13 protein-coding genes are annotated in these 14,298 nt (G+C 59.2%); 2 read left to right on the top strand and 11 right to left on the bottom strand.

Annotation, left to right across the window (positions count from 1 at the left end; translation table 11 throughout):
• Positions 1 to 115 precede the first annotated feature (115 nt).
• From uvrC to ACZ1HH_RS11875, 7 genes are all read right to left on the bottom strand, one after another.
• Positions 116 to 2,008, bottom strand: coding sequence for an excinuclease ABC subunit UvrC (gene uvrC / locus ACZ1HH_RS11845; protein WP_193339815.1), 1,893 nt, complete (start codon positions 2,006 to 2,008; stop codon positions 116 to 118).
• A 324-nt stretch (positions 2,009 to 2,332) separates the two neighbouring features.
• The gene (locus ACZ1HH_RS11850) at positions 2,333 to 3,109 is read right to left on the bottom strand and encodes an SDR family oxidoreductase (protein WP_487320288.1); all 777 of its coding nucleotides are present in this window, start codon (positions 3,107 to 3,109) and stop codon (positions 2,333 to 2,335) included.
• A gap of 36 nt (positions 3,110 to 3,145) precedes the next feature.
• Positions 3,146 to 4,090, bottom strand: coding sequence for a calcium/sodium antiporter (locus tag ACZ1HH_RS11855; protein ID WP_011539839.1), 945 nt, complete (start codon positions 4,088 to 4,090; stop codon positions 3,146 to 3,148).
• 171 nt (positions 4,091 to 4,261) lie between these two features.
• Positions 4,262 to 5,059 carry a S49 family peptidase gene (locus tag ACZ1HH_RS11860; protein WP_472636720.1) on the bottom strand — a complete coding sequence of 266 codons (798 nt, stop codon included), beginning with the start codon at positions 5,057 to 5,059 and terminating at the stop codon, positions 4,262 to 4,264.
• A gap of 240 nt (positions 5,060 to 5,299) precedes the next feature.
• On the bottom strand, positions 5,300 to 6,061 hold the full coding sequence (locus tag ACZ1HH_RS11865; RefSeq protein ID WP_472636721.1) for an ABC transporter permease: 762 nt from the start codon (positions 6,059 to 6,061) through the stop codon (positions 5,300 to 5,302).
• Positions 6,058 to 6,987, bottom strand: a complete 930-nt coding sequence (locus tag ACZ1HH_RS11870; protein WP_011539842.1) for an ABC transporter ATP-binding protein — start codon at positions 6,985 to 6,987, stop codon at positions 6,058 to 6,060. The genes ACZ1HH_RS11865 and ACZ1HH_RS11870 overlap by 4 nt, the downstream gene beginning before the upstream one ends.
• 197 nt (positions 6,988 to 7,184) lie before the next feature.
• The gene (locus tag ACZ1HH_RS11875; RefSeq protein ID WP_011539843.1) at positions 7,185 to 7,730 is read right to left on the bottom strand and encodes an SRPBCC family protein; all 546 of its coding nucleotides are present in this window, start codon (positions 7,728 to 7,730) and stop codon (positions 7,185 to 7,187) included.
• A gap of 201 nt (positions 7,731 to 7,931) precedes the next feature.
• On the opposite strand from ACZ1HH_RS11875, the gene ACZ1HH_RS11880 reads away from it, so the two are divergent.
• Positions 7,932 to 9,053: a CaiB/BaiF CoA transferase family protein gene (locus ACZ1HH_RS11880; RefSeq protein WP_472636722.1), complete on the top strand. Its 1,122-nt coding sequence runs from the start codon at positions 7,932 to 7,934 to the stop codon at positions 9,051 to 9,053.
• Positions 9,054 to 9,111: 58 nt separating this feature from the next.
• Here the strand turns inward: ACZ1HH_RS11880 and hemE are convergent, their stop codons facing one another.
• Positions 9,112 to 10,149 carry a uroporphyrinogen decarboxylase gene (hemE, locus tag ACZ1HH_RS11885; protein WP_472636723.1) on the bottom strand — a complete coding sequence of 346 codons (1,038 nt, stop codon included), beginning with the start codon at positions 10,147 to 10,149 and terminating at the stop codon, positions 9,112 to 9,114.
• A gap of 120 nt (positions 10,150 to 10,269) precedes the next feature.
• Here hemE and hemC point away from each other — a divergent pair, with 120 nt between their 5' ends.
• On the top strand, positions 10,270 to 11,226 hold the full coding sequence (gene hemC, locus ACZ1HH_RS11890; RefSeq protein WP_472636724.1) for a hydroxymethylbilane synthase: 957 nt from the start codon (positions 10,270 to 10,272) through the stop codon (positions 11,224 to 11,226).
• A 218-nt stretch (positions 11,227 to 11,444) separates the two neighbouring features.
• On the opposite strand, the gene ACZ1HH_RS11895 is transcribed toward hemC, so the two are convergent.
• The 3 genes from ACZ1HH_RS11895 to ACZ1HH_RS11905 all read right to left on the bottom strand — a co-directional run bounded on the left by ACZ1HH_RS11895 (position 11,445) and on the right by ACZ1HH_RS11905 (position 14,190).
• A complete protein-coding gene (locus ACZ1HH_RS11895; protein WP_487320289.1) occupies positions 11,445 to 12,323 on the bottom strand; it encodes a glycoside hydrolase family 25 protein in 879 nt (292 codons plus the stop codon).
• A gap of 121 nt (positions 12,324 to 12,444) precedes the next feature.
• On the bottom strand, positions 12,445 to 13,347 hold the full coding sequence (hemF, locus tag ACZ1HH_RS11900) for an oxygen-dependent coproporphyrinogen oxidase (RefSeq protein ID WP_011539848.1): 903 nt from the start codon (positions 13,345 to 13,347) through the stop codon (positions 12,445 to 12,447).
• A 39-nt stretch (positions 13,348 to 13,386) separates the two neighbouring features.
• On the bottom strand, positions 13,387 to 14,190 hold the full coding sequence (locus ACZ1HH_RS11905) for an SDR family NAD(P)-dependent oxidoreductase (protein ID WP_011539849.1): 804 nt from the start codon (positions 14,188 to 14,190) through the stop codon (positions 13,387 to 13,389).
• Positions 14,191 to 14,298: the final 108 nt, after the last annotated feature.

The raw sequence follows: 14,298 nt of genomic DNA on the forward strand, positions 1-14,298 counted from the left end.
ATACTGTTTAAGAATAAAACCCCCGCAGACCTCGGTCGCGGGGGTTTCATTTTGTCGGCACCACAGGTTCGAGATCCAGTCGCGATCCGGCGAGGCCCGAACCCACGAATGGCAATCAGCGCACCTGGAAATAGTTGTAAATCGTTTCCGCCAGCGCGTCTGAGACGCCGTCCACCGCCTTGAGATCCGACAGGTTCGCGCGGCTCACCGCCTTGGCGCTGCCAAAATGCGTCAGAAGTGCCTTCTTGCGACGCGCGCCGACGCCGGGAATGTCATCCAATGGATTGGCCACAAGAGATTTTGCCCGCTTGGCCCGGTGGGTGCCGATGGCAAACCGGTGCGCCTCGTCGCGCATGCGTTGAATGAAGTAAAGCACAGGATCATTGCGTTGCAGCGCAAAGGCGTTTTCGCCGGGGCGGTAGAACTCCTCCTTGCCATGGTCGCGATCGACACCCTTGGCCACCCCGACCATGGGAATGTCCTGCACGCCATGCTCCTCCATGATCTCGGCCACGGCCGATACCTGCCCCGCACCGCCGTCAATGAGCAGAAGATCCGGCCACATGCCCTTTTGGCGGTCGGGGTCTTCTTTCAACAGGCGGGAGAAGCGGCGGTTCAGCACCGCCTTCATCATGCCAAAGTCATCGCCTGCAATGACCTCACCATCCTTGATGTTGAACTTACGATAGGCGTTTTTCATAAAGCCCTCAGGCCCCATGACGATCATGCCACCGACGGCGTTGGTGCCCTGAATGTGAGAGTTGTCGTAAACCTCGATGCGGTTTGGCGGAGCTTCCAGCCCAAAAGCATCAGCAATGCCGCGCAAAAGTTTGGCCTGTGTGGCGCTCTCGGACATCCGGCGAGCGAGACTTTCACGGGCATTGCGCACAGCCGAGGCCACAAGCTCGGTCTTCTCGCCCCGCTGGGGCACCACGATTTCCACCTTGCGCCGGGCTTTCTCACTGAGTGCCACAGCCATCAGATCTGCGTTTTCGATGTCATCCGACAAGATGAGCTGACGTGGAACATCCTTGTTGTCATAGAACTGACCGATGAAAGCCTCCATGACTTCGGCGGCTGACATATCCTCGGCCACGCGCGGGTAGAAGTCCTGATTGCCCCAGTTCTGATTGGCGCGAATAAAAAACACCTGCACGCAGGCCAGCCCGTTTTCCAAATGCAGGCCAATGATGTCAGCCTCGGACACGCCACGCGGGTTGATGCCCTGCGCCGATTGCACCTGCGTCAGCGCCTTGATCCGGTCCCGCAAGGCTGCCGCGCGCTCATATTCCATCGCTTCCGAGGCGGCTTGCATCTCAGCGCCAAGCTCTTCCTGGATCTTTGTGGAGCGCCCCGCCAGAAACCGCTCTGCATCCCGGACACTGTCGGCGTAATCCGCCTGCGAGATCTTTCCCACACATGGCCCAGAGCAGCGTTTGATCTGATACTGCAGGCAGGGCCGGGTGCGGTTTTCAAACATGGTGTCTGTGCAGTTGCGCAGCAAGAACGCTTTTTGCAACTGATTCAACGTCCGGTTCACCGCCCCGGCACTGGCAAAGGGCCCAAAGAAGCTCGCCTTCCCCTTGCGTGCGCCGCGGTGCTTTTTCAGCTGCGGAAAAGCATGGTTCTTGCTCACCATGATGTAGGGAAAACTTTTATCGTCGCGCAGCAGCACATTGTATTTGGGCTTCAGCTGCTTGATGAGGTTTTGTTCCAACAAGAGCGCCTCGGTTTCGGTGCGCGTTGTCAGGAACATCATGCGGCTGGTTTGTGAGATCATCGTCTCGATGCGCTGCGTATGTCCCGGGCGGGTGTAATTGGACACCCGCGCCCGCAGATTGCGCGCCTTGCCGACATAGAGCACCCTGCTTTCGTGATCGAGCATGCGGTACACACCCGGCGATGAATCAAGCGTCTTCAGGTATGCCTGAATGACACCGTATCCGGTGCGGGGGGGCTCGGGTTGGTCGGGCGATTCTGCGCTGATGTCGTTCATAGTCTCTGACATATGATTCTGAGCCATGTGCTGCAATCTTCAGGCGTGAAGTTCAAGCTGTGATGAATCCACCATTCCTGTGGATAACAATGCGGGTAACTTTGGGCTTGTTTGAATTTTCCCTTTATGTTGGGCGACTTCGCTGATTTGCTTAAAATTTAGTCAATCCGGTAGCGCGCTGATTTTTTTGACATTTTCCCACCCATCGCTCCAAATCATTGAAAACACTTGGGTTTTTGTAACGGCTCTGTGACGGTGCTGTGATGGGTGCATAAGTCGCGCCGGAAACCCTTCTTTTGCACCCCAAAGATGAAGCTCACGCCCTTCTCTGACGGGTTATTCTGGTAGCAACGCATCTGGCGTCTGCCAGGCCAAATGCTGCCCGCCATCGACGCAAATGAGCTGTCCGGTAATGGCCGGCGCGCCGACCAGATAGCGCAGCGCCGAGGTGATGTCCTGCTCTCCCGCGCCGCGCTGCAGCGGGGTGGCGCGACGTTGCGCAGCAAAGTCGGCAACACTCTGGCGCGGCCCCTGAAGCGTCGGTCCCGGTCCAATTGCATTCACCCTGATCCGTGGTGCCAAGGCCTGCGCTGCCGTCTGCGTTAGGGTCCAAAGCGCGGATTTCGCCAGTGTGTAGCTCAGGAAGTCCGGGGTGAGCTTGTTGACCCGCTGGTCAACCATGTTGATCGCCACAGCCGCAGCGCGGGGCTCGCCGGCCTCATCCGAGAGATCCGGCAGAGACTGCGCGGCCAACGCCTGAAGCAACAGCACAGGCGCTCGCAAATTGCTCTGCATATGACGATCCCAACTGTCGCGGGTCACGGAGGCGAGATCATCAGGTTCAAAAATTGACGCGTTGTTGATGAGACAAGTGATGTCCCCACCGAGCGCTTCAGCTGCCTGCGGGAGCAACGCCTCGGTTTCCGCATCTCGCAACAGGTCCGCTCGCAACGCGACGGCCCGCTGGCCTCGTGCCTCGATTTGCGCCACGACATCGTTGGCGTCTTGCTCCGATGAGGCATAGTGGACGGCAACGTCATGGCCGTCCTCTGCAAGCGCCAAGGCCATTGCCCGCCCCAAACGCTTACCCGCTCCGGTTACCAATGCCCGCATGTTTGATCCCTTTGACTTTGTGGCTTTCACAAAGACCTAGAGCAGAGACCATACATAGACCACATAAAGCCCCGTCAATATGATCCCCCAGATGCGCGTAATGTCCTGTCGGAAGAACACAAACGGGATGATCAGCAAGGACGACGCCAGCATCACCCAGAGATCAAAGCGCAGGAAGGCCGGGTCGACGGTGATCGGCCCCACAAAAGTGGTCAGACCGATGATTGCCAGAAGGTTGAACATGTTTGAGCCGATCACATTGCCCAAGGCAACGTCCGCCTGTCGGCGCAGGGCCGCAACTAACGTTGTGGCCAGCTCAGGCAGCGAGGTGCCCAGCGCCACCAACGTCAGGCCGATCACGGTTTCAGAGAGCCCATACATGCGCGCGATGATGGTCGCGTTCTCGACCAAAAGCTCTGCACCAAGAGGCAAACCGATCAAACCGAGCACCAGATATATGCCGATGCGCCAATACGGCATGTCCGGGTCGGCTTCGTCAATCTCTTCGAGTTCGTCGTCTTCCCCGGCAGCACGATGCGCCTGAGCCTCGCGAAAAGCCGTAAACAGTACGCCAAAGAGCGCCAGCAGAAGGACAACGCCCGAGACCCAAGTGAAGGTCCCAACAAAGGCCAGCGCGATAAACAGCACCGAGGCCGCAATCATGAAGATGTAGTTCTTGCGCGTGTTGCACTCGCTTGTGTGCAGTGCACGCATCAAGGCGGGCAGCCCGAGCACCAAAAGTATGTTGGCCGTATTGGACCCCACCACGTTACCCAGTGCGATACCGTCGGCATTTTCATGCACCGCCTGGATCGCGATCAGCAGCTCTGGCGCAGAGGTGCCAAATGCCACGATGGTCAGGCTGACGATCAACGCAGGAATACCAACCCGCAGACTGAGGTTCACCGCGCCGCGCACCAGCGCATCACCTGCCAGCAACAGAATTACCAAGCCTAGGACAGAAAGCAGCCAGGGCATCATGGTTTTGGACCTCCTCGTCCACAGTCACAGGCGCCCCTGCCGATTTTGAAACGTCCACAGGACGGGCAGCGGGCCGAATTGAGTTTCTTTTGTCCCGGAAAACGCAAACGTCCGAACATGGCGAGGACAGCCATGACAACCAGAAACAGAGAGACGATCTTGAGGATCACGTCAAAGGCCAAAACGCGCAAACTGGGCGCGCTCCTCAACCGCTGCCAACGCATCTTCGGCCATGGACAGGCCAAATCGGCTCAGGAAGGGCTTTTTGATACCGTAGCGGCGCAGGCGCACCTTGTCCCCAAACCGCTCTTGCAGAACTGGCCTCAGGTGGCCGATGCCGTCGATCAAACCGAGCTCCTTGGCGCGCCGCGCCAGCCAGATCTCTCCGGTAAAGAGCTTTTCCTCGGTGGAGAGCTTCTCTCCCCGACGGTCGGTCACATGATCGATGAAATTGGCGTGGATATCGTTCAACAGCCCCTTCAGGCGCGCCACATCCTCTTGGTTTTCCGGGCGGAAAGGATCGAGCATGCTTTTGCTCTCGCCAGCAGTGTGCACGCGGCGTTCCAGCCCCTGTCGCGCCAAGAACACATGCGCGCCAAAGCCCGCGGAAATCACGCCGATCGACCCAACAACCGAGCTCGCATCCGCATAGATCTCGTCCGCAGCCGCAGCGAGCCAATAGCCGCCAGAGGCCGCCACGTCCTCGACGAAAGCGATCACAGGGACGTCGCGTTCCTCAGCCAAGCGGCGAATACGCGCCCCGATCAGCGCGCTCTGCACCGGGCTGCCGCCGGGGGAATTGATCTCAAGGGCGACGGCCTTCGGCTTGCCCTTCGTAAAGGCGCGTTCCAAGACCGGAGCGAGCGTGGAGTCGTTCAGGCTTCCGCGCCCAGCCATGCCAATGGCTCCGGACAGGCGCACCACCGCCACCTGGGGCGGGCGTTTTGTGAAGGGCAATCGAAAACTCATGGCGCCGATGTAGAATGCCCACCCCTTGGAAACAAGGTATCGGGAGGGAGGAATTATTTGGTTGTTACGTTTGCGGCCCTGCAAAGGGTAAAAATGCAACGTATTCAAACCGGCGCTGTTTCGCGCCTCCGGGGCAACCAGACGCAACCGCGCCGCCCTCTCCTCAGGGGGGGGCGGCGCTCGGCCCAACGGGCGGGACTGCATTCCAATGCAGGCGTGACTGGCGGGAGAGCCCGGAAGTCAGGAGCGCAAGCGCCAACCCGAGCGGAAAATCCAGCCAATCACCAGCAAGCACAAGCCGGTGAACAGCGCGATGGCCAGAAGGCTCAACCCAATCGGAACATCCGCCACCCCAAAGAACGACCAGCGAAAACCCGAGATCAGATAGACAACCGGGTTGAACAGGGTGATTGTCTGCCAAACAGGCGGCAGCATCGAAATCGAGTAGAACGAGCCCCCGAGAAAGATCAGCGGCGTGATGATCAGCAGCGGCACCAGTTGGAGTTGCTCAAAATTCTTGGCCCAAATCCCGATGATGAACCCCAAGAGCGCAAAACTGATGCACGTCAGAACCAGGAACAGGATCATCGCAAATGGATGCGCGATGGTAATATCCACAAAGAGATAGGCCGTGCCGAGGATCACAACCCCGATAAACAACGCCTTGGTCGCGGCGGCACCGACGTAGCCCAGAACAATTTCGAGGAAATTGACCGGTGCCGACAACAGCTCATAGATCGTCCCAATGAACTTGGGGAAATAGATCCCGAAGGATGCGTTTGAGATCCCTTGTGTAATTACGCTGAGCATGATGAGCCCCGGCACAATAAACGCCCCGTAAGAGACGCCTTCGACCTCATCAATGCGACTGCCGATGGCCGCGCCAAACACCACGAAGTAAAGAGAGGTCGACATAACCGGAGAGATGAAACTCTGCGCAAGTGTGCGAAAAAATCTCGCCATTTCAAAACGGTAAATGGCGGCAATAGCGGTCCAGTTCATGCGTCTTCTCCAGATACAAGCCCGACAAAGATGTCTTCGAGGCTGGATTGGCGGGTCGATACATCCGCCAGCACTAGCCCTGCGGCGGCCACATCATTCAACAGCGATGTGATGCCGGTGCGTTCGGCTTTGACATCATAGGTGTAGATCAAGGACCGCCCATCCTCGCCCAGCCGCAATTCATGCTGCGCAAGCGCCTGCGGCACCGTTGAAAGAGGCTCGGTCAGGATAACCTGCAGTTCCTTTTTGCCCATCCGGGCCATCAGATCGGATTTTTCCTCGACCAAGAGAATTTCGCCTGCGGCAATCACTGCCACACGGTCGGCCATGGCCTCTGCTTCTTCGATGTAATGCGTGGTGAGAATGATGGTGACACCGCTTTCGCGCAGTTCTCGCACCACGTCCCACATGTCCTTGCGCAACTCGACATCCACGCCGGCGGTGGGCTCATCCAGGAACAGCACCCGCGGTTCGTGGCTGAGCGCCTTGGCGATCAGAACCCGGCGCTTCATCCCGCCCGAAAGTTCCTTGATCTGGCTCTTCCGTTTGTCCCACAACGACAGCTTCTTCAGGATCTCTTCGATCAGCGCATCATTTTTGGGTTTACCAAAAAGCCCCCGTGAGAACCGCACGGAGTTCATCACGGTCTCAAAGGGCTCAAGGTTGATCTCCTGCGGAACCAGACCGATCATCTCCCGCGCCGCACGATAGGCACGCTCAATGCAGTGCCCGCCAACCGTCACGGATCCCGAGCTCGCGGTCGAGATACCGCAGATCGTTGAAATCAGGGTTGTTTTCCCAGCACCATTGGGGCCGAGCAAGGCAAGGATTTCGCCTTCTTCGATGTCAAGGTTCACCCCCTTCAGCGCCTCGAACCCTCCCGCATAGGATTTTCGCAGGTCAGTAATGGACAAGATTGTGCTCATGCGGCCTCCAGTTCGGATCATGCTCGGACAATAGCAATCAGAGGGTAAACCGCTCTGTTCACCTTTTGTGTTAGGGGTAACGCCTGAGCCCTGTTACCGCCACCCCCAATCACCGCGCATCTGCATGTGCATGGATGCAGTCTCGTCCTGACCGATACGGCCCCCGCATCGACCAGCACCAAAAGGCTGATCTACCTTTACGTATTCTCCTCTGACGCGCCCCCCAAGAGTTTGCGGAACCACCCTTTTGGCTTTGCACCACCCGCTTCCGCATCCTCCTCTGCATCTGCTGCATCAAGAGGGGCCGGGGCCAGCGCATCCTGCAGGTTGGTAAAGAACTGATCCGCCATCTTCTTGGCGAAACCGTCGATGATGCGACTGCCCAATTGTGCGAGCTTGCCCCCCACCTTCGCCTCAACCTCGTATGACAGCAAGGTCCCGGTTTCACTCGGCGTCAAAGTGACAACCGCGCCACCTTTGGCAAAACCTGCGGCACCACCCTTCCCCTCGCCAGAGATCGTCAGTTTTTCGCCCGGGACCATATCGGACAGCGTCACATGCCCTGTAAACGTCGCTTTGACGGGCCCCACCTTCTGCGTCACCTTGGCTTCAAACCCCTCCTCGGGGGATCCGCTGACGTCTTGCGCGCCCGGTACACAGGCCTTCAGTACCTCCGGGCTTAGCAAAGCCGCGTAAACGCTCGCTGGATCGGCTGCAATTTCCTTCTGATCACTCATTTGCATGGCGCATCTCCCCTCCGTTTCGGTCCGTTTTGGCTCCGCCCCTCACCTAGACGTAATTTCGCCTCTCTGCCAAGAACCATCCTCGGGCCAGTATCGACGCCAAGGCTACGTTGCGTCGCCTCAAAGCCAATAGATTGACAGCAAAGCCCACCGCCTGCGCAAGCTGAGCCACCATATCGGCCAGTTGCAGGAGGACAGAAATTGCTCGAAGGCATACGCATCATTGAAATCGAAGCGCTCGGTCCCGCCCCATTTGCGGCCATGATGCTTTCGGATCTCGGCGCCGAGGTCATCTGCATTCACCGCAAAGGCGCTGCGGCCACATCCATTATGCCAGAGCGCTCCATCCTGGATCGGGGCAAGAAATCCATTGCTCTGGACCTCAAGGACCCGAGCGATCTGAAGATCGCACAGGATCTCATTGCAACCGCGGACGGCTTAATTGAGGGGTTCAGACCGGGCGTGATGGAACGTCTCGGGCTCGGCCCCCAAGCCATGCAGAGTAATAATCCACGCCTTGTTTACGGCCGGCTAACGGGGTGGGGGCAAGACAGCCCTAGAGCCAACGAGGCTGGACACGACCTGAATTACATCGCGCTCTCCGGCGCGCTTTGGCCCGCGTCGAATGCCGGTAACGCCCCTATGCCGCCGGCCACCCTTGTGGGTGATATCGGGGGCGGCGCGCTCTACCTCGTCGCAGGGCTTCTGGCCGGCCTCTTGCGCGCCGCACAAACCGGCATGGGCACCGTTGTCGACGCGGCGATCTACGATGGCTCCGCACATATGATGACTCTTTTGATGGCCCTGCGCCAAGCTGGCAGTTTTGGCGAAACACGCGGCGAGAACCTGCTCGACGGCCCCCATTGGAGCAGAACCTATCGCTGCAGATGCGGAGGCTATATCGCCGTCCAGTGTCTTGAGCCGAAATTCTACGAAATTTTTCTGGAGAGACTAAACCTCGCGCAGGATACCGATTTTCAGCAGCAGTTCGACAAGGCTTCGTGGCCAGCTCTTACCTCGCGGCTCGCTCGCCTTTTTGCCACGCAAGACCGCGAGCACTGGTCAGCCCTGTTTGCCACCAGTGATGCCTGCGTCAGCAAGGTTCTATCCCCGTCCGAGGCTGCCAAGGACCCTATGAATGACAGACAAACCTGGCACACCACAGGGGGCATACTGCAAGCGGCCCCCGCACCTCGCTTTGACGGGCAGACACAAGCGCCCAAAAAGCCGCCAAATCGTGACGAGCACCGAGCGGAGATACTTGCGATGCTGCGCGCAGGCGATGCCCCCTCTTCCAACGAGAAATACCCCGGGGGTGTTTGAGGGGGCAGCGCCCCCTCATCGGAATGACCAGATCTTTGTAGCGTGCAATCCTGCGCGCCTAAGCGCCTACGCGTACGGTATCGATCATTCGTTGCACGTTGTCGGGATCCGCATCCGGCGTGATACCATGTCCGAGGTTGAAAATATGCGGCCCCTTCGAGAACGCCTTGACGATCCGGCGGGTGTCCTGAACGAGCGCCTCTCCACCGCTGACCATGTGCCGCGATGCAAGGTTGCCTTGCACGCAGCCTGCGACCTGCACATGCTCCGCCGCCCATTCCGGGTCGACGGAGTTGTCGAGCGCAACACAATCCACACCTGTCGCTGCGTGAAAACCGATGTACTTCTCGCCGGCCTCGCGCGGAAAGCCGATTACGGGGACATGCGGGTGGCGCGCCTTCAGGGCCGCGGTGATCTGACGTGCGGGCTCGAGCGCGTATTTGTCAAATGCCTCTCCCTTGAGCGATCCCGCCCAGCTGTCAAAGATCTTCACAACCTCTGCGCCAGCTTCGATCTGGGCTGAGAGATAGCTGATGGTCGCCTCGGTAATCCGTGCCAAAAGCGCCTCGAACAGGGGAGTGTTTTCCTGCATCAAGGCATGCGCCGGTCCCTGATCCGGCGTTCCACGTCCTGCAATCATATAGGTCGCAACCGTCCATGGCGCGCCAGCAAACCCGATCAAGGTGGTCTCCGACGGCAGCTCTTTCGACAGAATTCGCACCGTCTCGTAAATCGGGTTCAGGGTTTCGTGCACATCACTGGCTGGCCCCAGCTTGGCAAAATCCGCATCTGTCGTGATCGTGGAGAGGCGCGGCCCCTCGCCGGTGACAAACCAAAGGTCTGCCCCCAGCGCCTGTGGCACCAGTAGAATATCGGCAAAAAGGATAGCCGCATCAAAGCCATAGCGACGAATGGGCTGCAGTGTCACCTCTGCCGCCAGTTCGGGATTATAGCATAGACTCAGAAAATCCCCGGCCTGTGCCCGGGTCGCGCGGTATTCGGGCAGGTAACGCCCGGCCTGACGCATCATCCAAATCGGCGGCACGGCCTGCGTTTCGCCTGCCAATGCGCGTAGGATCGTCTTCTGTTGGCCCATGCTCTGCCCCTCTCATTGCGGTCCCCCTGAGGTCTAGCCTCAGCGGCAAATTGTCAAGGCTTGCCAACCTGCGCATCCAAGCGCTTGCCACGGCATAATGTCGCGACTAATCCTGTCGGCATGACTTTGACCCTGCCCTCTCCCGCTTCGCCCCTCAAGATCGGCACCCGTGGCTCGCCGCTCGCGCTTGCACAGGCTTATGAGACCCGCGACCGGCTGGCGCGCGCCTTTGAGCTGGAGCCCACAGCCTTTGACATCGTGGTGATCAAGACCACGGGCGACAATCGCGCCATGATCGACGCCGACCGGCCTCTCAAAGAGATCGGCAACAAGGGTCTCTTCACGAAGGAGATCGAGGACGCCTTGCTTTCTGGCGGGATAGACATTGCGGTTCACTCCATGAAGGATATGCCGACGCTGCAGCCCGAGGGCTTGACGCTTGACTGCTATCTGCCTCGGGAAGATGTGCGCGATGCGTTTGTGTCACCCGGGATTCACAGCATTGCAGATTTGCCCGAAGGCGCAGTTGTGGGCACCTCATCGCTGCGCAGACGCGCGCAGCTGTTGCATCGCCGTCCCGACCTGCAAGTGGTAGAGTTCCGCGGCAACGTACAAACCCGGCTGCAGAAACTCGAAAACGGCGTCGCCAGCGCAACCTTTCTCGCCATGGCGGGACTGAGGCGCCTTGATATGGCAGAAGCCGTGCCTGCGACGCCCATTTCGGTCGACGACATGCTGCCCGCAGTGGCTCAGGGTGCAATCGGCATCGAGCGCCGCAGCAGCGATATCACCACTGCCGCGATGCTTGAGGCGATCCACCACGCCGAGACAAGTTTGCGCCTTGCCGCCGAACGCGCCTTCCTCGCCGCCTTGGATGGGTCCTGCGAAACACCGATTGCCGCACTTGCCGATCTCTCTGGCGGCACCATTCAGTTGCGCGGTCAGATCCTGCGCCCCGACGGTTCAGAGGCCCTCAGTGACGAACAGGACGGCGCAATCGAAGACGGCGCAGAACTCGGTCGCCAAATGGGTGAGACGCTCAGAGCCCGCGCAGGCGCAGGGTTCTTCGCGCACTAGTGCCTATGGCGCCTGAACTCAGGGCGGCTGTCCTCAGAGCGGCTCTTACATACGGACCAACCCGCTGTCCTTCAAACGGCGGGCCTATACCTAGGCTGCAGTGGAAACGCTGTCTCTCTCAAAGGGCTTGAACCCAGCAGGCGCAGCGCCAAAGGCGATGCGCCCGCCCTCGGCAATCCGCTCAAACGGAGCGCAGAGCCACCCAGAGAGGGAATGGCTTACTCCTCGGGCCGAGAGGGTACTTGTTCTGACTCCACATACTTCTGGTAGCCTAGCCACTTCAGCCAGCCTTCGGCACTCCCGGCAAAGACGTTGAGATCCACATCCCCCGTAATGCCCGGCACCGACCCGGTACCTGTGTACTGCCAAAACGCCCAAGATGCGCCCGGATAGACCTGTTCCGGGTGGCCAGCCACCGAACGGAGCCAAAAATCGACACCGCGCAGTCGACCGATGTTGGTGTCGCGGTAGAAGTCGACAGTTGTATAAACCACGGGCCTGCGCCCGTAATGCTGCGTGATCTTCTTGATAAAGCGCTCCGCCTCATGGCGCGCTTCCGCGCCAGACGGGCGGCGCTTGCAACTCGGCGACGTGTGGTTCCACTCAATATCCAGAACCGGGGGCAAACTGCCCGCTTCTTTTGGGACATTGCGAATAAACCAGCGTGCCTGATCTTCGGGACTACGGCAGAAATAGTAGAAATGATAGGCGCCCCGCCGCACCCCGGCCCGCCGTGCGCCGCGCCAGTTGGACTTGAACTCGGAATCAAGGAGATCGCCACCTTCAGTTGCCTTGATCCACGCAAAGGACACGCCTGCCGCGCCCACCTGCCGCCAATCTATCGCTCCTTGGTATCGCGCCACATCAATACCGTGAATAGGGTAAGCCCAGGGCGTTCCCCCCTCCCAGTCATGCGGATCGCTGTCGCCGTATTTTGGATAGGTCGACAGAGCGGCATAGGCACGGGCGAAGGCAGGGTTCAGGACCTGTTCGGCCGCTGCCTCCAGAGGCGGGGGAGGCACTGCATCCCGTGTAGTGCTGCCACAGGCTGCGAGAGCCGCGAGTAGTCCCATGCTCAACAAACGATGAAAAATCATGATACCTGCCTCAAAGAATTGCCTGTCTCCATAGAGCCGGAGACAGAGCAGTGCTTCAACGCAGAATACGAGATTTACGCAGGGCTCACGCCAATTGGGCGAATTTATACCTATGCCGCGATCAAATCCATTTCGCCAGCGGAGGCAGGCTCATCAGGACTGCATTGGCATCGTGCCCGGTCTCGAGACCAAATTTTGTGCCGCGGTCGTAGACGAGGTTATATTCGGCATAGAGACCGCGATGAATGAGCTGAGCCTCTTTGTCATCCGCAGAGCACGCATGCCCCCGTCGCCGCTCCACCAAAGGCAAAAAGGCGGGCAAAAAGGCGCGGCCAATGTCTTGGATCAATGCAAAATCCTGCGCCCAGTCACCCGTGTTGTGGTCATCCAGAAAGATCCCGCCAACACCCCGCGCCCGACCACGATGGGGAATAAAGAAATACTCATCCGCCCAAGCCTTGAGGCGGGGATAAAGATCCGCTCCATGGGGGTCGAGATGCGTCTGCTGCACCTCATGGAAATGCGCCGTATCCTCGTCGTACTCGATGCAGGGATTGAGGTCTGAGCCACCCCCGAACCACCAGCCATGAGGGGTCCAGAACATGCGGGTGTTCATGTGAACCGCAGGCACATGCGGATTGCGCATATGCGCCACGAGGGAAATGCCAGAGGCCCAGAAGCGCGGATCTTCCTTCATGCCAGGCAGCCCCTTGCGCGCCGCCATCGCCTGTTGCGCGCGTGCTCCCAGCGTGCCGTAGACCTCGGAGATATTGACACCGACCTTTTCAAAAACGCGCCCGCCACGCATCACGCTCATAAGGCCACCACCCGCGTCGGAACCATCCTCGGCGGTGCGTTTGGTGTCGCTCACATCAAACCGCCCGGCGCCCATCTCGGTAAAGGGACCTTCGTGGTGGCTGTCCTCAAGCCCTTCGAATGCAGCAACGATCTGATCTCGCAGCTCTCGAAACCACGCCGCCGCGCGCGCCTTCTCGTCACGCATTTCTGCCGTGTTCTGTGCCATGACGGCCTCCCTCATCAGATCGAGTTTTAGACTGCCGCCTCAATGCACCGGCGCTGTGACAGGATCAAGCAGGGTACGCCCGCCGTCGAGCGTCAGTACCTGCCCGGTCATGAAGCCCGAGGCTTCCGAAGCGAGAAACTGCGCGGTCTCGGTCAGCTCGGTCGGCGGCGCAATCCGATTGAGCGGGGTGTGCTCTTCAATGTCCTGGCGCAAGGAACGGTTGTCCTTCAACGTCGCCTGCATGGATGCGCTCATCACGGAACCGAACGCGATGGAATTCACCCGTATCCGGTGCGGCGCAAGCGAAACCGCCAAAGAGCGCGTCATCTGATCGAGCGCCGCCGAGGCCACCGAATAGCCCATAAGGTCGGGGTGGGTGCGCCGTGCGGCGATGGACGACAGGTTGATGATGGCGCCATTGGGGCCCTCATCGTCACGCTCCTCAGCCTGACGGATCATCCGTTTGGCCACATGCTGCGACAGACGCAGCGTGGACATGAGGTTTTGCTTTAACAGGAACTCAACGCTTTCGTCGTCGGGGTTCAGTGGCTCGCTGGGCACGACCTTTCGGGCGCCATTGACCAGAATGTCGACCTGATCAAACGCGTCGATGGTCGCTGACAACAGGTTGGCAATGGTCAGGCGTTCGCGCAAATCACCCGCGAAATGGCGGATATTGCTGTCCTCCACGTCACCGCCCAGCTCTTGCAGGAGCGTTGGCTCATCGTGGTCCACAAACATTACATTTGCACCTTCACGGGCGAACTGCCGACCAATCGCCAGGCCGATACCATTGGCCGCGCCAGTCACAATGGCTGTCTTGCCAGAGATGGAAAAACTCATGGGGGTTGGATCCTTGCTTGCATCAGGCCTTGGGCCTGTGTCTTGGGCCAGGGGTCAGAAGAAACGCGCGTCTGTGGCGCACTCTGGCGAAACGATAGCCCGAAGATT

The sequence above is a fragment of the Epibacterium sp. HA2-3 genome (assembly GCF_055693725.2).